The sequence below is a fragment of the Vibrio sp. JC009 genome (assembly GCF_029016485.1).
GTDB lineage: Bacteria > Pseudomonadota > Gammaproteobacteria > Enterobacterales > Vibrionaceae > Vibrio.
The window spans coordinates 1,364,446-1,387,175 of sequence record NZ_CP092106.1 but is presented as its reverse complement, the minus strand read 5'-3'; the positions used below and the strand labels follow the sequence as shown (position 1 = coordinate 1,387,175).

Below are 22,730 nucleotides of genomic sequence, written 5' to 3'. Positions count from 1 at the left end.
TTAAAAACATATGAATCATTTATCATTCTATTGGCTACCGGGTAACAAAAATCAACTCATTGAAGCTCTGGAGTCAGAATTTGCTGTACTGGTAGAGCAATCTATCCAAACCGGAAAGATATCCCTTCCACCCATTCCGGAAGTTGTACTGAAAATCCAGAGATTATGTGCTGAAGAAGGAACCGGGATCCCTGATATCGCAGAATGCCTTATCGACGATCCAAGCCTGGCTGCGGTCGTTATCCGGGTTGCCAACTCGGTTATTTTCAACCGGCGTAACATTACCTGCACCGATCTGCAGACAGCAGTATCAAGACTTGGAATGATGCGGGTCAGAGACATAGTTACTGCACAGGCCATCGAGCAGTTAAAACACTCCGCGAACCTGGACAAAGAATGTAACGAAATTCTGATAAACAGTGCGGCAACATCACGAGAGCTTGCAGCCACTATGGTATTGGTCACCGAACAGATTAAGCAACTTTCTGACGGTGAGTACGAATACCTTGAGCTGGAAAAATCTCTGTTGGTAGGTTTGCTTGCCGATATCGGCCTGTTCTGCCTTGTTAGCGAATATCACCACTACCTTGATAAAGGTAACTACCTTGAATACGACCTGGCTCTGCAGATATTTAATTCCCGCTGCCCGGTAACCAGTGAACTGGTTCTTAAACACTGGCAGTTTGACACAGATTTTCTGGAAGTTGCGACCAACAACGAAATCTATGATAACCGCCCTGAGATCAGCTACTTAGACATTGCCAGAATTGCCAACCACCTGTTAATGTTCCGTCGCAACGATGAGGCTATCGATGATCATCATGTGGAAATTAACGCAGTCGGTGCCGAAGCACTCTATGAACTCAGCAATATGGAAGAGCCTATATTCAAAGCAAAAGTTTCTGATATCATTCAGGCATCGGGACTGTAAGTTCAGGCTATTTATTATCTAGGGAAAGAACGCTGAATGTTCGAAGGAATGCTGTTTATTTTTGCCCCACTTGTTGTGGGGTATTTATTTTCTGTTTCGAAGCAAAACATACTTGATGCCATAAACCGCTACACCTCCAGGCTGGTTTATCTGATTTTGTCATTAATGGGGCTAAGCCTTGCTGCGCTGGATAATCTGGGCAGTAACCTGCAAACCATTTTACTATTCACCGGCACGTTTTTCTTTGCGCTTGGCTTTTGCAATATGCTTGCGTTGCCTGTGGTGGATAAGCTGCTGCCATTAAAAACGGAGCACCTGCATAAAAAGCTTCCCCTCTCCTCAATGGCACTGGAGTCATTAAAACTGATTGCTGTTGTCGGCTCCGGGCTCATTATCGGGCTTCTTCTGCCCATCGACCTTGACTGGGTGGATACTGTCAGTGAATGGATTCTGTTTGTGCTGCTTTTTCTTATTGGCGTGCAGCTAAGAAACAGCGGCCTGACACTGAAACAGATCCTGCTGAATAAGCACGGGATGGTTATCGCCTGTGTCATTATCCTCACTTCCTGGTGCGGCGGACTGATTTCAGCCGTGATCCTGGATATTCCTCTGACCAAAGGGCTGGCAATGGCCTCGGGCTTTGGCTGGTATTCACTGTCCGGGATCCTGATGGGGGATGCTTTCGGCCCTGTTTATGGCGGTGCATCCTTTATGATTGAATTGTTAAGGGAGCTGGTCGCGCTTGTGCTGATCCCTATGCTGATCCGTAACCGCCCTTGCACCGCTATCGGCTATGCCGGAGCAACGGCAATGGACTTTACTCTGCCTGTCATTCAGACCACTGGCGGGGTCAGATGCGTTCCGGTTGCCATCGTCAGCGGCTTTATTTTAAGTCTTCTGGTTCCGGTATTTATGCTGTTTTTTGTCTCTGTTGGCCAGAATATGTGAGGATGGTAGCGTAGTCTCAGGAATCTCAGGCAAATAACGTCATACCAAGTTACAATGCGTTAACTGATACCAATCCCAGTAATTAGCTGTTCAGTGATTGCGCAGGCAAAATCGCTAAGAGCAAGGCAAAATTTGCAGTAACTAGTGGATCTAATTACAAAAATTTTAACGCAGCTAATAGCGATTTTGACAAGCAAGGATGAACAGATAATTGCTGGGATTGGTATTATAAGTAACACAGCCAATCATTCCTGAGGAAGCCATTATAATGAAGCGTATTCTGACTACCCTGCTGCTATCGATGACGGCCACATTCGCACACTCTGCAGACAATCAGTGTCTTTCCGGTAAATATGATGCTTATATTGACGCCTCGCTGACCTGGTATCAGGATCTTATCGAATTGACATCATCGCAATACCCGGAGCTTGCAGAAGTGGGAGACTGGTTTTATCAGCAGAGAAAGAATCACTTTGAGCTAAATCGCGCCGCAGTCCACTACTATCTGGAAAAAGACATGACCAAAGTAGCCACCGAGCAACCTATCGAAGCCTGGCTACAACTGGAACAGAAAGACGTAAAGCAGCTTGCGGGAAGAAATGATTCACTGGGTGAGCTTGCAAACAAGAGTTTTCAGGATCGCCAGCATAAACGCCATCCACAAAACTATGAATTAAGATCCGCCTTTGCTGAGCTGCTTAGCCATCCAGACAAAATTGATGTTATTTTGACTAAATACAACACGGCAATGGAAAAAGCAGAACAACTTAGCTGCGACTAACTATCTGTTTTATAAGCGCTTGCTTCATTAAAAAATCACTTTACATATTTAAAACGGGACTTTGTTCCCGTTTTCGTTTAGATTGACGCGCTAGCAAAGAAATTTAAACAGTCATTCTCTAAAGTATGGTATCAGATAACAAAACAGCGGACGTGAGCTTTGAAAGCCTGCTTCGTATCTTTACTGTGCCGGAAGCACCTGGCTCAGCACTTTCACAAATAGAAGCTGAACTTTCGCAAAACCTGAACAAGTTTTTGCGAGAGCACATCGTTGCTGAAGAAAAACCCCTTAGAGAAATTGAAAAAGACTTTCTGAACGCCAGCATACCTGAAGAAGCGTCCTTTGTTTCTGACCATACCCAGCACCTGATGGACACCCTGGTTGCGCAGTCTGTGCATACCTCCGCACCAAGCTTTATCGGTCATATGACATCAGCACTGCCTTATTTCCTGATGCCGCTGTCAAAGATAATGATCGCGCTGAATCAGAATCTGGTAAAAATCGAAACGTCAAAAGCCTTTACACCGCTGGAACGCCAGGTGCTTGGTATGCTGCACCGTTTGATCTACAACCAGAGCGATGATTTCTATCATCAGTGGATGCACAGTGCCAAACACTCGCTGGGCGCATTCTGTTCCGGTGGCACCATTGCCAATATCACCGCACTTTGGGTGGCACGTAACAATGCCCTGAAACCTGACGGTGATTTCCGTGGGGTAGAAAACGAAGGCCTGTTTAAGGCCATGAAGCACTACAACTACGACGGTCTTGCCATTCTGGTTTCCGAGCGCGGTCACTACTCGCTTAAAAAAGCGGCGAATGTACTTGGCATTGGTCAGGACTGTCTTGTCCCGGTAAAAACGGATAACAAGAACCGGATATGCCCTGATGCGCTGGAACAAAAAATTGCAGAGCTCAAGGCGCAGAATATCAAACCCTTTGCAATTATTGGTGTTGCAGGTACCACAGAAACCGGAAACATCGACCCGCTAAGAGAGATGGCTGAAATCAGCCAGAAAGAAGGCTGCCATTTCCATGTGGACGCGGCCTGGGGTGGCGCGACACTGATGTCGAAAAACCACAAGCACCTGCTAGACGGCATTGAACTGGCGGACTCTGTCACCATAGACGCCCATAAACAGCTCTACATTCCTATGGGCGCAGGTATGGTGCTCTTTAAGAATCCAAATGATATGTCAGCGATAGAACACCACGCTGAATATATTCTGCGTAAAGGTTCAAAAGATCTGGGCAGCCGCACTTTAGAAGGCTCCAGATCCGGTATCGCTATGCTTGTTTATTCAAGCATGCATATTATCAGTCGTCCCGGTTACGAACTGCTTATCGACCAGAGCATAAATAAAGCGAAATACTTTGCCAATCTGATTAAAGAACAAGCGGATTTTGAACTTATCTCTGAGCCTGAATTATGCCTTCTCACCTATCGTTATGTTCCGGAAGGTGTCAAAGAGGCTCTGGCCTTAGCAAACGAGACTCAGAAGCAGAGACTTCACCGGTTACTCAACGATTTGACTAAGTTTATCCAGAAGCGTCAGAGGGAAAGCGGTAAATCATTTGTTTCCCGTACCCGCTTAAACCCGCCCCAGTGGCAGGAAATGGATACCATTGTATTCAGAGTGGTTCTGGCAAATCCCCTGACCAGCTGTGAAATTTTACAGGCCGTACTAAAAGAGCAGCGAAAAATAGCAGAAACCTGTAAGTCACTGATGGATGAAATCAGCAAACTTACCAATGAGATACTGAGCGTTGAGTCTGTTTAGAGATAGGTTTCTTCCAGACGGTTTGTAAATTTCTTTCTTTTTTCTGTAACTATCAAATCAAAGCAGCGGCAAAACCGCTGCATTTTTCGCCTGTTATCGGATTTTGAGTTTTCCAAACTGAAACTTTGTTTGAACTTTGTCATATTCTGGTGAAGAAAAACCCGAATTCTCACCTTTTGTTTTTTCCAAACGATTACTTGGGTTTATACTCATTTTAATTTAGTAGTTCATTGTGTCTCCGGATTGAAGGCAGTCCTATAATGACAATAAAGACTACCATCAGAATGCAATGATAAATGAGCTTAATGTAAGCATTGACTATTAGTACTATGAATATTTTAGATAAGATTCAGAAAAGCCTTGATAACTTTAGTAAGTCGGAACGTAAAGTTGCCGAAGTTATCATGACTTCTCCCCAGACAGCTATCCACTCCAGCATCGCCACACTGGCGAAAATGGCGGATGTGAGTGAACCGACGGTAAACCGTTTCTGTCGCAGACTGGATACCAAGGGTTTCCCTGACTTTAAACTGCATCTGGCCCAGAGCCTTGCAAACGGCACGCCTTACGTAAACAGAAATGTGGAAGAAGACGACGGACCGGATGCTTACACCCACAAGATTTTTGAGTCCACCATGGCTTGTCTTGATGTAGCGAAAAACAGTCTGGATGCCGTGCAGGTAAACCGCGCTGTAGATCTGCTGACTCAGGCAAAGCGTATCTCATTCTTCGGCCTTGGCGCCTCTTCTGCTGTGGCAAAAGACGCTCAGAATAAGTTTATCCGCTTTAATATCCCAATCGCCTGCTTTGAAGATATTGTTATGCAGCGTATGAGCTGCATCAACTGTACCGACAATGATGTTATCGTGCTTATCTCCCACACAGGCAGAACCAAGAGCATGGTTGAAGTGGCTAATCTGGGACGTGAAAATGGCGCTACAGTTATTGCCATTACAGCTAAAGACTCGCCACTGGATAAAGCAGCTTCCTTGTCTATTACCCTGGATGTGCCGGAAGATACCGATGTCTACATGCCGATGGCAAGCCGTGTGGTTCAGATGACGGTTATCGACGTACTGGCTACAGGCTTTACACTGCGTCGGGGCTCAAGTTTCAGAGAAAACCTGAAGCGTGTGAAAGAAGCACTGAAAGATTCAAGATACGATAAGATCACTCAGTACTGATTTTCGCTGAATAGCAGACAGAGGGGACGACGATTCGTCCCCTTTTTTATTTCGGTCAGTCCTTAATATCCATTCCTGTCATACCAAACCCGGCAATACCTTCACTCTGCTTACCACAGGCACACACCTGTTCAAGGATATACACCAGACGCTCTTTATTCAGAGGCAACGGATTCCCTTTGATGGAATAGGTGTGTAATGCATCGCGGGCAATGTCTGAAAAAGAAAACTCGCACAATCCAAACTCCGTCAGCTTAGGCATTTTCAATCGATCCAGAGTCGATTGCACCCAGGTGATACATTCATCTTCCGCCACATTCTCCTTCTGCAGCATAATTTGCGATAGCCTTTTGTAGCGAGAAAGAATATCCCCTCGCCCAGCAAGGCGCGCAGCTTCAATATTTTCCCTCATTACATAAGGAACCAGTCTGCTAATAATATTGCCGTGCGGTACCATCATCTTACCGGCCAAAGAAGATGCAAGGCCATGCGCTGCACCCAGCTTGGCATTGGAAGAAGCCATCCCGCCTAACATGGCTGCAAATGCTAAATCTGAGCGGGCCTTTTTGTCATCGTTGATACAGGCAGGAATGACAGAGCCTGCCAGTCTGCCCAACCCTTCCTCGCAAATCATATCGGTAAGAGGATTTGGGTCACCACAAACGTAGGCTTCCATCAGATGAGAAAAGGTTTCAAATACCCCTCTGGCAGACTGCTCCAGCGGCATTTCATAAGTTAAAGTCGGGTCAACAATGGCCAGATCAGGCAATATCAGTGTGCTTCTGAGGCTGATTTTTACCATATCCTGCCCGGAACGCAGGACCGCTTTATTGGAAACCTCTGAACCGGTTCCTGCTGTTGTTGGTATTGCGATAAATGGCAGAGGCTTAGTCTTTAATGGAACACTCCGGCCTATTACATCCACATAGTCATATACGTTGCCAAAGTTGGTGATAATACCAGCCAGTGCTTTACCCGTATCAATCACACTACCACCACCAATCGCTACCACCATATCCGGCTTAAACTTACGGCCTACCACCGCAGTTTCTTCTATCATGGCGATATTGGGTTCACCGGACACAGAAACATGCTGATAGCGCATATTCTGGCTGTTTAAGTAACTCAGCAGAGGCTGAGCTCTTTCCTGGGCTTTTCCGGTTACCAGCAGAACGCTGTATCCAAACTGATTTAAAGTAGAGAGCGAAGTTGCCAGCGCGCCTTCACCAAACACGATTCTTGTTGAAGTCATAAATTGAAACATAAGGAACCCCTAAGCTCAGAAATTCTTTGACTTAACATCACACAATATAAATAAATATATTAGTAGATTACCGGTTTGTAAAAGACCACGCTGAAAGAAAGGAAATACCCATCCTTAACTCAACAAGTTTCCATAGATTTTACCTATCACACTAATTACTTCACACTCCCGGAGCTTTAAGGCAGAATAACCCCATAATCAATTAAGAAAGTAAGGTTACTCAATATGTTCGTTGTTATTTTTGGTCGTCCTGGCTGTCCGTTCTGTGTCCGTGCAAAAGATATCGCTGATAAGCTAAAAGAAGAGCGTGACGATTTTAACTATCGCTATGTCGATATTCACGCTGAAGGTATTTCAAAAGCCGACCTTGAAAAAACCGTTGGTAAGCCGGTTGAAACCGTGCCTCAGATTTTCATCGATCAGGAGCACGTTGGCGGCTGCACTGAGTTTGAAGCCTACGCAAAAGAAAACCTGAATCTGTTTGGTTAATAACAGGCTGGAATCATCAAGAAGCTCGCATTTTGCGGGCTTTTTTATTTCCTGATTAAAAATCGGCAATCCGATGAAAAAAAGATAAATTTTCACTTATCTTTTCATTTTATTCCTATACAATTTGTAGGAAATCCCCCTTTCAATCGCAATAAGTTTTTGTCGAGCTAAAACTGTGAATATTGATGTTGTCCTGTTACTAGAACAGAACCCAATACTGCTAATCTTCGTCGTACTGGCACTGGGCCTTGCTATCGGTAAAGTCCGTTTCGGTAGCTTTCAACTTGGTAATTCCATCGGTGTTCTTATCACTGCTCTTGTCATGGGTAACCTGGGTTTTACCTTTAGTACCGAGGCGCTCACCATTGGCTTTATGCTCTTTATATACTGTGTCGGCATTGAAGCCGGGCCAAACTTTTTTGGTATCTTCTTTCGCGACGGCAAACACTACTTTCTTCTCAGCCTGATTGTGCTTGTCTCCGCAATCAGCCTTACCTATTTTACCAGTCACTATCTGGGACTGGATTATGGCCTGGCAGCCGGTGTGATGGCTGGTGCGCTCACCGCAACGCCTGTACTTGTTGGTGCTCAGGATGCACTTAACTCAGGACTGGCAACCATGCCAAGAGGCATGAGTATGGACACGGTTATTCAGAACCTGTCCGTTGGCTACGCTATCTCCTACCTTGTCGGCCTTATCAGTATGATTCTGTTCGCCAAACTGCTGCCTAAAATGCAAAAAGAAAATCTGCATGACAGCGCAGAGCAGATAGCAAAAGAGCGCGGTATCGGTGATGCAGGCCAGCGCAAGGTTTACCTGCCTATCATCCGCGCATACCGCATCGGCCCGGAGCTGATTAACTGGATTGACGGTAAGAACCTGCGTGAACTGGGTATCTACCGCCAGACAGGTTGTTATATTGAACGGGTACGCCGTAACGGTATTCTTGCCCATCCCGACGGTGATGCCATTCTGCAGGAAGGTGATGAAATCGCACTTGTTGGCTACCCTGACAGCCACGCCCGGTTGGATCCAAGCTTTAGAAACGGCAAAGAGGTGTTTGACCGTAACCTGCTCGACCTGCGAATTGTAGAAGAAGAGATAGTAGTAAAAAGTGACAGTATCGCTGGCAAAAAATTGTCCGATCTAAACCTTTCGGAATACGGCTGTTTCCTTAACCGCGTTGTCCGTGCTCAGATAGAAATGCCGATGGATCACGATATCATCCTTTCCAAGGGTGATATTCTTCAGGTCAGTGGCGAAAAGAGCCGTGTACTGGGCCTTGCGGAACGAATTGGTTTTATCTCCATTCACAGCCAGATGGCTGACCTTCTTGCCTTCTGTAGCTTCTTTATTCTTGGCATGCTGTTTGGTCTGATTACCATGACATTCGGTCAGGTCACCTTCGGACTGGGTAACGCTGTTGGCCTTCTTCTGGCTGGCATTACCCTGGGCTTTTTGCGAGCTAACCACCCTACTTTCGGTTATGTCCCTCAGGGCGCACTGAACATTGTTAAAGATCTCGGGCTTATGTTTTTTATGGCAGGTATCGGGCTCAGCGCAGGCGGAAACCTGTTTAGTTATCTGAGCGAAGTGGGTCTGCAGATCGTACTGGTTGGATTACTGGTCAGTGTACTACCGGTGTTTCTGGCCTTTGTTGTTGGTGCTTACCTGTTTAAGATGAACAAAGCACTTCTGTTTGGTGCGATTATCGGTGCAAGAACCTGTGCTCCGGCGATGGATATTGTGAACGAATATGCCCGCTCAACCATCCCGGCTCTTGGATACGCGGGTACTTATGCTATCGCTAATATTCTGATGACTCTCGCTGGTACTTTGTTGATTATTCTGAGTTAATTTCTGTCATACCTCGTTCCCACGCGGGAACGAGGGTGAGTTGAGAAATTATTTAGATATCAATAACATCAAACTCAACAGCTGGACTTACATCCGCTTCGTAGTCAACACCTTCAACGCCGAAACCGAACAGCTTCAGGAACTCTTCCTTATAATCAACGTAATCAGTCAGTTCTTTCAGGTTTTCAGTGGTGATTTGAGGCCATAGCTTCTGACAGTGCTCCTGGATATCGTCGCGAAGTTCCCAGTCATCAAGACGCAGACGGTTATTATCATCAACCTCTGCTGCTGAACCGTCTTCTTTGTACAGGCGCTGGCTGAACATACGGAAGATCTGCTCCATGCAGCCTTCGTGTACACCCTCTTCACGCATTTTCTTAAATACCATTGCGATATACAGCGGCATTACCGGAATTGCAGAACTTGCCTGAGTCACAACAGACTTAAGTACAGCAACGTTGGCGCTGCCACCTGTTGCTTCAAGCTTGCTGTTTAGTGCTTCTGATGCACGGTCCAGATCCATTTTCGCTTTACCAAGCGCGCCGTCCCAGTAGATAGGCCAGGTCAGCTCAGTACCGATGTAGCTGTATGCTACAGTTTTACAGCCGTCAGCCAGTACGCCAGCTTCAGACAGAGCGTTAATCCACAGCTCCCAGTCTTCGCCGCCCATTACCGTTACAGTGTCATTAATTTCCTGCTCGGTTGCTGGCTCAACACTTGCTTCGATGATAACGTCTTTGTTGGTATCAACCGCTGTTGAAGTATAAGTTTCACCGATAGGCTTCAGTGAAGAACGAATGACTTCGCCGGTTTCAGGCATTTTACGCACTGGTGAAGCCAGCGAGTAAACCACCATATCAATCTGGCCAAGGTCTTCTTTAATAAGTTCGATGGTTTTTTGCTTCGCTTCGTTTGAGAAAGCATCACCATTTAAGCTTTTTGCGTAAAGGCCTTCTTCATGCGCCAGTTTGTCAAATGCTGCCGCATTGTAGAAACCTGCTGTTCCTGTTTTTTTCTCTGTACCTGCTTTTTCAAAGAAAACACCGATTGTAGAGGCACCACCACCAAACGCAGCTGCGATACGGGAAGAGAGACCGTAGCCACTTGATGAGCCAACAACCAGCACGCGCTTAGGTGCGTTTTTGATTGGTCCCTGAGCTTTTGTATAAGCGATTTGTTCTTTTACGTTTGCTTCACAACCAACTGGATGTGTTGTGGTACAGATAAATCCACGAATTCTAGGTTTGATGATCATATTCAGCTTCCTTAATAAAACCCCTGTAGGATAAAGTTTTCAGCCGGAGTTCGCACCCAGTTTTTTTGAATTTACTATTAATTTTGAAGTGGTTGGATCTCTGGAGAGCTCTTATTGGTCAGAACTTCAGAAAAGTCATGGCTGAAGTGGTCAACCTGAACCGCTTTAATCCGCAATGCTTCTGCAGCCTGGATTTTGGCAACCTCCTGCTCAGTCAATACACCCGCTTCCAGAGCCTGTTGCAACCTGTCCGCTAACAGGCCTTTACGGACCACTTTTCCATCTTTTGCCGCCTGAACCAGTTTGCGCTCAAGCCCTTTCACTTCATGCATCTTAATAAAGGCGCTTTCCATAAGACCGACAGGATCGCTTTCTCTGTTACTGACATAGCACAGATGTGTTAAGCGATTCCTTTGTGCCCCCGGCGTCATCATACTCTCAGCAATTCTTACCGACAGATAGTCCGATGGCTTGTTAAAGTGATTTCCCAGCGGGAAGGCAACAAAGCGAAGCAGATAACCTGCGGCTTTGCCCGGGAAGTTACTGTATGCCTCGGAAAGTGCTTTAGCCGCGTTATGGGTACAGTGCTGCATTGCATAGTGAACATAGTCCAGATCGCCCTGCTGCCTGCCATCGTCTTCATATTTCTTCAGAACGGCAGAAGCCATGTACAGATAACTGAGCACATCACCAAATCTGGCTGAAATCATCTCTTTACGCTTAAGATTTCCACCTAAGGTGCCCATTGCCACATCAGCACTGACGGCCAGTGCACGGCTTAATCTGGTTAAATCTTTATAGTATCTCTTTGTCACACCGCTCATAGGTGAGCGAATAAACGCAGAGCCGCTAATACCTGCCATCAAAGCACCCAAGCCATTTTTAGAAGCGTGACCGATATGCTTAAACAGCAATTCGTCAAACTCTTTCGCGCCCTGCTCTGAGTCCGGGTTTACTGCCGTTTCCATCTCCCTGAGAACATATGGGTGACAGCGGGTCGCTCCCTGACCAAAAATCATCAGATTACGGGTGAGAATATTCGCCCCTTCCACGGTAATTGCCACAGGAATACCGATATAGAAGTTTACCAGATAATTCATTGGCCCCTGCTGGATGCCCCGGCCTGCGTGGATATCCATGGAGTCATTCAGGATCTGCCGCGCCATTTCCGTCATATGATATTTGGCAATGGCGGTGACTATTCCCGGCTTCTCCTTCAGATCCAGAGCTGTCGTGGTGAGGGTTCTGGTTGCTTCCAGAAGGTAAGTAAATCCGCCGATCCTTCCCAGAGCCTCAGCAACACCTTCAAATTTACCAATAGAGACGCCAAACTGCTTGCGCACATAGGCATATGCTCCGGTAGTGCGTGCAGTCAGATGTCCGGTTGCCGCCCCCATTGCAGGCAGTGAAATACCCCGCCCTGCTGACAGGCATTCAACCAGCATACGCCAGCCTTTACCCACGTATTCCTGACCGCCAATAACCCAGTCCATCGGGATAAAAACATCTTCCCCCCGAGTCGGGCCATTCATAAAGGCCAGTCCCAGCGGGTCATGACGCTCACCAATTTCAACTCCATGATGATTGGCTGGGATCAGTGCGCAGGTAATGCCTAAATCAGTTTCACCGCCTAGTAACCCATCGGGATCCTGCAGCTTAAAAGCCAGACCAAGAACCGTTGCCACCGGAGCCAGGGTGATATAACGCTTGTTCCAGCTAACCCGCATACCCAGCACCTCTTTACCCTCGTGCATTCCCATACAGACCACACCTGCATCCGGAATACTACCCGCATCGGAACCCGCCTCAGGACCGGTTAATGCAAAACAGGGGATCTCTGTACCGTCAGCTAAACGCGGTAACCAGTAATCTTTTTGCTCTTGTGTACCATAGTGGGTGATCAGTTCACCCGGCCCCAGGGAGTTAGGAACCATCACCGTCACCCCGGCGCTGTTACTTCGGGTTGCTATCTTGGCAACAATGGTGGAATTGGCATAAGAGGAAAACTGTCTGCCACCGTACTCCTTCGGAATAATCAGAGAAAAAAAACGCTCTTTCAGGATATAGTCCCAGGCCTCTTTGGGCAGATCCCGGTCCTTCTGAACTATCTGATAGTCGTCCAGCATATCCAGGAGTGTTTCCACTTCATTGTCGATAAAGGATTGCTCTTCTTCGGTCAGGGCTGGCTTTGGATAATGATGCAGAGTTTGCCAGTCCGGAGAGCCGGAAAACAGTTCACCGTCCCACCAGACACTTCCTGCCTCCATTGCTTCCTTCTCTGTGGTAGAAAGCGGTGGCAGTACCTTTTTGAACATCTTAAATGCAGGGTCACTAACCCATTTCCGTCTTAGAGAGCACATAATTTCAATCCTTTTGTAGCGTACTGTTTTCTATAGCGCTTCCTTATTGTTTTCTTATAAAGCGGCTTTACTTAGTCTGCAGCAACACCCGCTGCCAGATAGGGAAGCAGTTGATCAATAAGTACATTTGAATCAACTGTCTGTCCGTAATCATTAAATGCAATTTCAGCCAACGCCTGGCTTGAGCCCATGGTGAATACACAGGTTCCCAGGGTAAAATGCAAACGCCAGAACAGATCGCTTGAGCTCAGGTTCGGGTTTGCCTTTTTAATACTTTCTGTAAACAGGTTCAGAACATCACTGTAGCGGGTCGTAATAAACCAGCGCAGATGCCCCTGCACATCGGTATACCCCCGGCCAATTAACAACATAAACCGGCTTGCGCCATTCGCATGTATTTCATCCAGCCTCAGCAAAGGAAGGCGTAGTGACTCAAACACCTCTTTCATTGAGTAACTGTCCTGACGGTTCAGTTGCACCAGCTCATCGCCGACAGCAGGCATAAACGCCTCCAGATATCTGTCTATTACCGCTCTTACCAGCGTTTTCTTGTCACCAAAGTGATAGTTGACCGACGCCAGGTTCACTTTCGCTTCACTGGTAATTGCACGAAGCGACGTATCGTTGAAGCCCTTCTCCGCAAAGAGAACCTCAGCGACATCCAGAATCTTATCTTTTGTTTTATTTACACGAACCATTTCAATCAACCGTATCAAACACTCGTTTGAATATACACCCGAAACAGTTTATTAACAATAAAACAACATCACATTTAGATTAATTTAATGTGGCGAGAAAAAAGATCATAAAAAAATTAAAAAAAAATGAACTGAATGAAATAAGGGGGGTCTGAATAGGTGTAGTAAGAAGTGCATTAAGAAGTTTACCTGTTGTAAGAACTTGTTTTCTAACTGAACTTACTCACTATGCTGCTTTTTTCTTATTAACTCCTATGTTTGTATCGCCCAATCCTTGTTAGATTGGGCGTTTTTTTATCCTGATTACTGACTCACCTCAGCCTCAACATCCACTTTCTTCGGCAGGGTGACATGCAACATGGCATAACCGGTCAGCGCCGCAAGAGTAGATCCCATCAGAATCCCCAACCTTGAGTAGGTGTCAAATTCTGCACTGGCTCCGACAAAGGCAAGCGATGAGATAAATATCGACATAGTAAAACCAATCCCGCAAAGCACAGAAACGGCAAATATATGCTTAAAGTCAACGCCCTCGGGAAGCTTTGCAACGCCAGACTTAACCGCAAGCCAGCTAAAGCTGAAAATGCCCAGAGGTTTACCAACGAACAAGCCCATTGCAATACCAAGCGGCAGCATAGATGTCAGTCCGTCAAGAGACACGCCCTGAAGTGAGATACCCGCGTTGGCAAACGCAAATACAGGTAAAATCGCATAGGCAACATATGGGTGGAGCGCATGTTCCAGGTGCCTTAGCGGAGAGTCTTCACCTTTGTTTCCTTTCAGAGGAATCGCAAAGCCAATCACCACACCGGCAAGTGTTGCGTGCACGCCTGATTTCAATACCGCAATCCATAAGATGGTACCTGCAATCATGTACCAGTTAAGGTTAGTCACATGCTTAGCGTTCATGGCAAACAGCACACCTGTCATGATAAAACCAATTACCAGCGCCAGAGTGGAAAGATCACTGCTGTAGAACAGCGCAATAATCACCACAACACCAAGGTCATCTATGATAGCCAGTGCCAGAAGAAAAACTTTCAGGCTTAAAGGTACGCGCTTACCCAGCAGGCCCATAATACCCAGAGCAAAAGCGATATCTGTTGCAGCAGGAATTGCCCAGCCCTTTATCGCTTCAGGACTGTCCAGGTTAAACAGCACATAAACCAGTGCCGGTGCCAGCATACCGCCAACTGCGGCTATCGCCGGAAAGATCGCCGTCTCTTTGGATTTCAGAGCTCCTTCCAGCAGCTCCCGTTTCACTTCAAGACCAACGAGCAGGAAGAATACCGCCATTAACCCATCGTTAATCCAATGAGAAAAACTCATTCCGAAAATATAGGTATGTAAAACAGAATCGTATACCGCGCCAAGGGGTGAATTGGCTATGGTCATCGCTGCCAGAGTTGCGAAAACAAGGATGATACCCCCTGCTGCTTCCAGCTTGAAAAAGTCGCGAATAAAGTCGGTCATACTGGTTCCCTCACCACTTTATATATCTAATCTTAATAATCGTCTAACTGAGATCGGCAGTTTATAGATCCCGTTAAGACAGGAATAATCGATTGTTTAGAGGTTACATTTCGATTTTTCCGAATTAACTAAGATTATTAATATAAAAACATCATATAAGCGTAGTCTAATATAACTAATTAGATGTAATTCGGGATATGAAAAGTGGAATAGAGATCGTAAGAAAGAGCCTAGTTTCCTGACAACTGCAGGTAACCAATAATCAGGCCTGATGCTTCTTCATAAACCGGGCCTTCCCACTGAGGGATCATAAAGGGATGCCACAAATCAGTACGAACCGGTTTAACCACCAAATCTATGTTATAGCGCGGAATTCTGACTGACCACTTCAGCGGCAGAAGCTCTCCGTTTGAAAGGGAGTAGTACTCCTTCGGAGTCAGCTCAATATCGGAGTCTTTCAGGGTAACAACCTTTCCTGAACTCTCCGCCAGTTGTCCGTTGGTGTAGGAACCGTGATTGTTAATTTGCACTCGCTCAACAGACAGAATCTGACCCGGAGCCGTTCTGAGCGAGAATTTAACAGAACGGGAAGGCTGCAGTGTTTCCGGATCACTGCCCCACTCTTTTTCCAGCCAGCCCTTACCTGATACCGAAACTGTTTTTCCATCAAGCTTTAGCTGCCCGGAAACGCTTAGAAACGGCGCTTTTACACCATAAGATGCAACAGGCATAAGATCATGCTTTTTAATGTATCCCTTATCCCCGGAAAGAATGTAAGGTCCCATTGCGGTTGAGGATAGACTTACCGTAAAGTTATCGGTTTCAACACTTAATAAGCCGGGTAACGGCATGGAACCAATGGAGCGCCACACCCAGTTATCCAGCCATAACCTGAACGGCCTTGGTCTTAAACCAGCCTGACCTATTCCGCCTCTGGCAACCCGTTGTTGTCTCCAGACTTTGCTTTTTGACGTAATAACAATGTTTGCCAGATAGAGCTGTGAGTTACGCCAGCCACTATCAACTCTGTCGTCAGCGGCAATCCGTGATACCGTCCACTCAATTCCGTAATGACGTCCCTGCCTGTCCTTCACATTTGCCGTGTACTGCCACAACTCATGCTGATATTCAGGGTGGAACGTAAAATCTTCGGGTAAGGTTACCGCTTTGTCAGGCAGTACAGGCTCAAATACCGCTTTAGGATCAACCTGAACAATGGCTTTTTGCTCCGTAAACGAATCACTGTGCTCTGTCATAAAGGCATAACGCAGACCCGCGCCAGCAAGCAGAGCAAACAGAACAGCAAACATGGTGATTTTATGTTTCTTCAGCAGCGTCATTTACAGCGCATCCCTCAGCGACTTCATTGGTGTACGTTTCACCATACCGATGACCGGTATCGCTCCCGCTGCAAGCAGTGCAAGCATCGTCCAGGCAAAGGTTTCCATATACTGCCAGGGGATCACGTAAAGCTGCATACTCCAGCCAAAGGCCAGTTTAAGTACTACATCCAGCATGACATTGGCAATCACAAATCCCAGAGGCAGTGCAACCAGCGCCGAAAGAAAACCAAGCATCAGCAACTGAAGGCTGCTAAGTGCAACCAGCTCTTTACCGGATATCCCCAAACACCTGAGAAGCGCGACTTGTCTCTGCTTAGAAACTTCACCCGCCACGGTCGCAAAGAATATCCCAAATACAGCAATAACCAGCGTCAGATTGCCCAGGGTGTCTGCGATAATAAAGGTCCGGTCAAACACTCTCATCGCCTGATTGTGGATATTGGTGTTATCAAAAATCCGGTCAGCAGATAAATGATAATAACTGCTCAGCCTTTTGATAATCGGTGCTGCCTGCGCTTCGTCATTCAGATGGACACCCAGCCCCACATTCCCTCTGCCAGAGAAAAGCCCGAGCCAGTTGCGGTGAGACATCAGAATCTGGTTGTACGGGTTGCCGTAGTCGTAATAAACCCCGGCCACCTGCCAGTCGTCACCAAGCTGCCCCGGAATATTCACATAATCACCCGGGCGGATATCTTCTTTCAGAGCCATAGATTCACTAATCATGACGCTTCTTGAGTTATGCAGATGATACCAGTAGTCCGGAATCGCCAGCTTAGGCGTTACCGCCTCCCTTTCACCGGTTGTGCTGCCGGAGCTGACAATCTGTAATGTACCTGAATCGCTAGTCAGCTCTTCTTCCCAGCGCCACCAAACTGCTTTAACTTCTTCTTGCGTGGTCAGCCAGTTGCTGACTCTGGCCGCAGAGCTGTTGCTCGGATAAATATAGAGATCGGCAGCCAGCCTCTGAGTCAGCCACTTATCGGTTGTCTCCCGAAAGCTGCCAACCAGAGTTTCAACCGCAATATTTGCCGACATAGCCAGCATAAATGCCATGGTGGCAACACCACGATAGCTCATGCTTGTCGCGGCATCAGCAAAGAACCAGCGCACTTTTACCCACCGAAGAGAGTAGGAAAAACGGTTAAACAGCTTATAGATAGCAAACGGAAGCAGCAGAGCCGTTCCCACCATCAATAGAGCAACCAGAGCAAAGCCTCGCTCCGGCGTATGCGGGATCTTGTAGTAAAGCAAGCTGGCAAACGCGAACAGTGCGCAGGCAACCAGAGCCTGAAGCGCAAACTCTGTACCGGCCAGCCGGATAAGGGAAAGGCGTGCAGACAGACGAATTGGCGGCGCCTTAACCAGGCGAAGTGCCGGCCAGCTACACGCGATAAACGTGCCGACAACGGCCATCAGCAGGCTGGTTCTGCTCCACTCCCAGCTCCATGAAATAGTCAGACCAACATTGGCGTTATAGAGATCAGCCAGAGTAGTAGAAACCGTCGGAATAAGCTGGTTTGCCAGAATAAGGCCAAAGACGTTGCCGCTAAGCCAGCTAAACACCACAAGGGCACACAGTTCTAACACGGTCGCCCTGACTAGCAGAGCGGTTGTCACGCCCGTCTGGCGAAGAATCCCCACCAGAGGCTGCCTCTGAACAAAAGAGAGTGACATCGCCTGATAAAAAATAAACAAACCAACCAGAAACGCCAGCATGCCCATTGCGGACAGGTTCATATGAAAGGCTTTTGTCAGCGATTTTAACTCGGTCTGAGAGCTGCGGGTGATAGTTACGCCATTGGGAAGGATACGCTTAAGCTGCTCAAACTTTGGCTGAGGCATAGCACCGCAATTAATTGCAGAGAAGCCGCCTGCTTTGTTGATCATTCGCAGCTTTGCAATATCTGTGATAATCCGCGTGCCTGATATCAAACCCTTAGAGTCGATAACAATAGGCCCCAGCAGGGAGTTATCAATAAGCTCTATATAATCCCCGTTCCCTTTATCCAGAAACGCGGCCAGCTCTTTACTCAGCATAATCGGGTACGGAGGTCTGAGCATGTCCATGTTGAGGTAATCAGCCAGATTTCTTATCCCGGCAAGATCAAGCGTGGCGACTGAGTCCAGCCCCAGTACGGAGAAATCGCGCCCCTCTGAGGTCTCAATCTGCATTATGTCGAGAGGCACACACTGATGAAAACCTTCCCGTCTTAGCTGAATATACAGGCCCTGAGGAATTTTATTGGCATTGTTCTTTGGACGAATACGGTATGGCAAAGGGTTGGAAAAAAGACGTTCGCCTTCGGTGTAGCTTTCCCGCGCATGCTGGTTCACCGCTTCAACACCGACAAAAATGGAGATACCAAGAGTCAACCCCAGCCAGACCAGCAGGAGTTGTAAAGGGTGACGCTTATAGTGGCCCAGTAGTGCTTTAACTACGGGCCATAACATGCAACTGCCCTCCCTGAAGGCGAATGCTGCCATTCATATGCTGCGCCACTTTCTCACTGTGTGTCACCAGAAGCAGTGTGCAATCCAACTGTCTGGTCAGAGAGGTAAGCAGTCTCATCACCGCTTCTGCGTTTCTTTCATCAAGGCTGCCGGTTGGTTCATCCGCCAGAAGCAAGCGAGGCTCCATATAAAGAGCACGGGCAATCGCAGCGCGCTGCTGCTGGCCACCGGACACCTCTTCAGGATAGCGGCCAAGAAGCGGCATAAGATCCAGAGCGGAAAGAATTTGACGCCATAATCCGCTATCTTCGCGCAGGCCTTTAAGCTGGCGGCAAAAACGGATGTTATCAGCGATATTCAAGGTCGGCAGAAGGTTGTACTGCTGGAAAACGTGTCCGATATTGTCGCGGCGGTATGCAGTGCGCTCCACTTCCGGGCTGCTGTGCATAGCGAAATCAGGGAACCAGATTTCACCGGTATCAGAAGTATCTAACCCGGCGATCAAATTCAGAAGTGTACTTTTTCCTGAGCCGCTCTCCCCCATCAGGGCTAACTGTTCGCCTTGTTCCACAACTAACTCTGCGCCCTGAAGTACTGGATGAAACTCTCCGCCGTCGAGATATCCTTTACTTAGGTTGGTTAGTTTTAACATTTATGGCTCGCTCAGAAACAGAAATTCGGGAATGTGAATCTACACCAAATTATCACTTTTCGAAAGCATTTTGATTAACTGATCACACTATGTAATACCAAACGGCAGAATTGAGTGATTTATGCCCAGTTTTTATCAACTAATTTTATAAATTTTCAAAAAAATTGTTTTATATGAATAATTTGTAATCCATTACACCGATGGCTACTTTTCAATCAGATTCACTATCCAGCGTTTGCTTTTCAGGCGCAAAACACAGGTAAAACACTTGATCGCTTCTTCCAACAAAAACAGGGCATAAACCCACTGAGGCTGCACCCCAAGAAAGATGGCTGCAACTGCAGTTAAAGGGATACCTATCAGCCACTGAGTAGCCAAATCCTGGTAAAGACAATACTTCACATCCCCGCCCGCTCGCAGCACACCAACAACCAGAGTTATGGGTACAGAGCGAATCACGATTCCCAGGCACAGGATCAGAATAAACTTATCGGCCAGAGCTCTGGTTTCCGGCGTCAGAGCAGTAAAGGCATTCAGAATTGGCGTCTGAACAAAATAGAGCAGAGTCGCAACAAATATTCCAGTCAGGATACTTAATAAAAGCAGACCAATGGCCTGATAGTAAACCGCATCATATTTCTTCGCTCCAATGCTGTTACCGGTCAACACCGCAGCAGCATTCGAGGTGCCAATAAGCAGACTAAAGCTAATCTGGTCCACAGGCGTCATAACTGAAAGTGCCGCCAGCCCCTGTACCCCGGTCTGACCCATCAGGGCATGATAAGAGAAAATACCCGCAGCCCAGGCAAAGAAGTTAAATGTGGTCGGAAGTGACAGTTTAAGAAATCGCCTTACTTTTTCACTGTCCATCACAATGGCAAGCTCTTTAAGCCCGAACGCCAGCAGGTGTTTCTTCGCATAAAGGTAGCTGTAGATGCAAACCACTTCGATGGCGCCACTGAGAACCGTTGCAATTGCCGCCCCTTTAATTCCCATGGCTGGCATTCCCAGGTTACCGAAAATCAGCACCCAGTTAAGAAATACATTGGACAGTATCCCGATACCACTGAAAAAGGTACTGATACCCGGCCGGTGCATGGCTCTCAGCCCCACAGCCATACTACTTACACAAGCCACGGCAAACATGCTTAAAGAGGTGATAACAATATACTCGCTGCCAAGGGTAATCACTTCCTGAGAGTCCGTTGCCAGCCCCATGATCTGCTTAGAGCAGAACATAAACATCACAACCGTTAACAACGCAAAAGAGTTAGCAATAACCCAGGTAAGCGCGGTACTCTCACGAACCCCTTTTTTATCACCGGCCCCCCAGTACTGGGCCGTTAACAGGGCACCGCCCATATTCACCCCCACCAGCATTATGGTGGTGACGAACATAGCTCTGCTGGCTACCCCTACCGCAGCAACATCCGCCTCACCCAGTTGGGCAAGCATCAGCACGTCCACCAGGCCGCGGCTGGAAAACATCAGATTTTGCAGCGCAATTGGCATAGCGATAGCGATCAAACGGCGAAGAAAGTCGCCTTTCGTATGCTGATAAACATGTGATAGGGTAGTTTTCATACGGGTAATCCCTGGGATCTGGGGAAAAGAGAACTCTGCATTCTACTCTTTCTGACCACAAAAGCCATCTTCGGAGGAGACAATTTACCTATGACTAAGTATAAGAAAATTCTGGTATTAGGCGCCTCGGGTTATGTGGGTTCTCAGTTAATCCCAAAACTGCTTGAGCTTGGTCATACGGTGACTGCCGCTTCAAGAAATGTTGACTACTTAAAAGCCAGAGTTGTCCCCCATGAAAACCTCACCTATCAGTATCTGGATCTGGCAGAAAAAGAGGCCACCCGTGAGGCCGTTCAGGGCCATGATCTGGTTTACTTTCTCGTTCACGGTATGGCACATGGACATGACTTCCTTGATTATGAGCTATCCCTGGCCATCAACTTCAAACACGCCCTGACTGACAGTTGTGTTAAGCATGTCATTTATCTCAGTGCGATTCAGCCGCAGACCGGCAATTCAGACCACCTTCTGGCTAGAAAGAAAACCGGCGAGATACTGCGTCAGTCAAAAGTGCCGGTAACCGAACTCAGGGCAGGCGTTGTTATCGGTCCGGGATCAGCCGCCTTCGAAATTATGAAAGATTTCGTCTATAACCTGCCAATCCTTATTGCACCTAAATGGGTGGACTCCAAAGCCAATCCCATTGCACTGGAAAACCTGAACCACTACCTGCTGTCTCTTATTGATGATTCCCCACAGGAACATTCCTATTACGAAGTTGGCGGGCCCGATATTCTCAGCTACCGGGAGCAGTTTGCCGTTATCTGCTCGGCAACCGATAAGCCCTTCCGGTTATGGTCCACTCCCCTGCTGACGCCTAAAATGGCCTCCTACTGGCTGGGCATGGTGACATCGGTACCATCCAATATAGGCCGCGCATTGCTGGCGGGGCTGGAGCATGACTATATCGCCGACTCACAGAAGATCAGAAACCGTTTCCCGCAGACACTGATTTCCTATGAGGATTCCGTCAGGAGTTCCATAAAGCAGGAAGGCACCTTTATCCGCAGTAAAGTCTGGGGCTATGATCCTGCCGCCTTAAACCGCTGGCAACCCGGTTATGGCTACTACCCGAAAAATGCAGGCGCAACTATCACCACAACACTGACTGCTGAGCAACTCTGGAAGGTAATTGAAACCATCGGCAGTAAAGAAGAGGGTTATTTCTTTGCAAATGGTCTGTGGCGTACCCGTGAATGGCTGGATATTTTTGTGGGAGGCGGAGTCCCGGTCCGGCGCAGTCCGCCCGGACCGGGATTAAAAGTGGGTGATCATATCGACTCATGGAAAGTGATACGCTGCGAATCAAACCGCTTTTTGTCCCTATTGTTTGGCCTGAAAGCACCCGGACTGGGAAGGCTGGAGTGTAAAATCAGCGACCACGGCGACTGCAGAGTACTGGATGTCAGAGCCTGGTGGCACCCCCAGGGTTTTCGCGGCCTGCTTTACTGGTATGCCATGATGCCGGCACACCTGTTTATCTTTAAGGGAATGGTTAAAGCGATTTGCAGGAAGGCGCATATTTGCGTTGCGGAAAACGCAGCACTGTAGAACATTCCTACTCTCACAATATCTGCAAGCAATTAAATGGCCCCAGCTGAGCCGGGGCCATTTAATTACATATTGTCAGAAACCTAAGAAAATACGTATTACCCGCCTATCCTTAGGTGACATC

Annotated in this window: 17 protein-coding genes; 8 read left to right on the top strand and 9 right to left on the bottom strand. The window is 47.3% G+C overall.

Annotated elements, in window-relative coordinates; all coding sequences use genetic code 11:
- Positions 1-10 precede the first annotated feature (10 nt).
- The 5 genes from L3Q72_RS06295 (at position 11) to L3Q72_RS06275 (ending at position 5,625) form a co-directional block, all read left to right on the top strand.
- Positions 11-931, top strand: a complete 921-nt coding sequence (locus L3Q72_RS06295) for an HDOD domain-containing protein (protein ID WP_275131803.1) — start codon at positions 11-13, stop codon at positions 929-931.
- A gap of 36 nt (positions 932-967) precedes the next feature.
- Complete coding sequence (locus L3Q72_RS06290) at positions 968-1,879, top strand: lysine exporter LysO family protein (protein ID WP_275131802.1); 912 nt, start codon at positions 968-970, stop codon at positions 1,877-1,879.
- 268 nt (positions 1,880-2,147) lie between these two features.
- Positions 2,148-2,660 (top strand): hypothetical protein, encoded by a 513-nt coding sequence (locus tag L3Q72_RS06285; protein WP_275131801.1) that lies wholly within the window; start codon positions 2,148-2,150, stop codon positions 2,658-2,660.
- Positions 2,661-2,785: 125 nt separating this feature from the next.
- Positions 2,786-4,441, top strand: coding sequence for a pyridoxal-dependent aspartate 1-decarboxylase PanP (gene panP, locus L3Q72_RS06280; RefSeq protein ID WP_275131800.1), 1,656 nt, complete (start codon positions 2,786-2,788; stop codon positions 4,439-4,441).
- Positions 4,442-4,770: 329 nt separating this feature from the next.
- The gene (locus tag L3Q72_RS06275; RefSeq protein ID WP_275131799.1) at positions 4,771-5,625 is read left to right on the top strand and encodes a MurR/RpiR family transcriptional regulator; all 855 of its coding nucleotides are present in this window, start codon (positions 4,771-4,773) and stop codon (positions 5,623-5,625) included.
- A 55-nt stretch (positions 5,626-5,680) separates the two neighbouring features.
- On the opposite strand, the gene L3Q72_RS06270 is transcribed toward L3Q72_RS06275, so the two are convergent.
- Positions 5,681-6,889: an iron-containing alcohol dehydrogenase gene (locus L3Q72_RS06270; RefSeq protein WP_275131798.1), complete on the bottom strand. Its 1,209-nt coding sequence runs from the start codon at positions 6,887-6,889 to the stop codon at positions 5,681-5,683.
- A gap of 225 nt (positions 6,890-7,114) precedes the next feature.
- On the opposite strand from L3Q72_RS06270, the gene L3Q72_RS06265 reads away from it, so the two are divergent.
- Both L3Q72_RS06265 and L3Q72_RS06260 read left to right on the top strand, forming a co-directional pair.
- Entirely contained in the window at positions 7,115-7,378 is a 264-nt protein-coding gene (locus L3Q72_RS06265; protein WP_275131797.1) for a GrxA family glutaredoxin, read from the top strand.
- A 175-nt stretch (positions 7,379-7,553) separates the two neighbouring features.
- Positions 7,554-9,236, top strand: a complete 1,683-nt coding sequence (locus tag L3Q72_RS06260; RefSeq protein ID WP_275131796.1) for an aspartate:alanine antiporter — start codon at positions 7,554-7,556, stop codon at positions 9,234-9,236.
- A gap of 52 nt (positions 9,237-9,288) precedes the next feature.
- Here the strand turns inward: L3Q72_RS06260 and fabV are convergent, their stop codons facing one another.
- The 8 genes from fabV to L3Q72_RS06220 form a co-directional block, all read right to left on the bottom strand.
- Positions 9,289-10,491 carry an enoyl-ACP reductase FabV gene (gene fabV / locus L3Q72_RS06255; protein WP_275131795.1) on the bottom strand — a complete coding sequence of 401 codons (1,203 nt, stop codon included), beginning with the start codon at positions 10,489-10,491 and terminating at the stop codon, positions 9,289-9,291.
- Positions 10,492-10,568: 77 nt separating this feature from the next.
- A complete protein-coding gene (locus L3Q72_RS06250) occupies positions 10,569-12,851 on the bottom strand; it encodes an acyl-CoA dehydrogenase (RefSeq protein WP_275131794.1) in 2,283 nt (760 codons plus the stop codon).
- A gap of 71 nt (positions 12,852-12,922) precedes the next feature.
- Positions 12,923-13,549 carry a TetR/AcrR family transcriptional regulator gene (locus L3Q72_RS06245; protein ID WP_275131793.1) on the bottom strand — a complete coding sequence of 209 codons (627 nt, stop codon included), beginning with the start codon at positions 13,547-13,549 and terminating at the stop codon, positions 12,923-12,925.
- A gap of 303 nt (positions 13,550-13,852) precedes the next feature.
- Positions 13,853-15,022 (bottom strand): Na+/H+ antiporter NhaA, encoded by a 1,170-nt coding sequence (gene nhaA, locus L3Q72_RS06240; protein WP_275131792.1) that lies wholly within the window; start codon positions 15,020-15,022, stop codon positions 13,853-13,855.
- A gap of 230 nt (positions 15,023-15,252) precedes the next feature.
- Positions 15,253-16,362 (bottom strand): lipocalin-like domain-containing protein, encoded by a 1,110-nt coding sequence (locus L3Q72_RS06235; protein ID WP_275131791.1) that lies wholly within the window; start codon positions 16,360-16,362, stop codon positions 15,253-15,255.
- Positions 16,363-18,819, bottom strand: a complete 2,457-nt coding sequence (locus tag L3Q72_RS06230) for an FtsX-like permease family protein (protein WP_275131790.1) — start codon at positions 18,817-18,819, stop codon at positions 16,363-16,365. It abuts the gene before it with no gap.
- Complete coding sequence (locus L3Q72_RS06225; protein ID WP_275131789.1) at positions 18,800-19,471, bottom strand: ABC transporter ATP-binding protein; 672 nt, start codon at positions 19,469-19,471, stop codon at positions 18,800-18,802. Before L3Q72_RS06225 ends, L3Q72_RS06230 begins: the two co-directional genes overlap by 20 nt.
- Positions 19,472-19,675: 204 nt before the next feature.
- Positions 19,676-21,055: an MATE family efflux transporter gene (locus L3Q72_RS06220; protein WP_275131788.1), complete on the bottom strand. Its 1,380-nt coding sequence runs from the start codon at positions 21,053-21,055 to the stop codon at positions 19,676-19,678.
- 90 nt (positions 21,056-21,145) lie between these two features.
- Here L3Q72_RS06220 and L3Q72_RS06215 point away from each other — a divergent pair, with 90 nt between their 5' ends.
- Positions 21,146-22,606 (top strand): DUF2867 domain-containing protein, encoded by a 1,461-nt coding sequence (locus L3Q72_RS06215; protein WP_275131787.1) that lies wholly within the window; start codon positions 21,146-21,148, stop codon positions 22,604-22,606.
- Positions 22,607-22,730 lie beyond the last annotated feature (124 nt).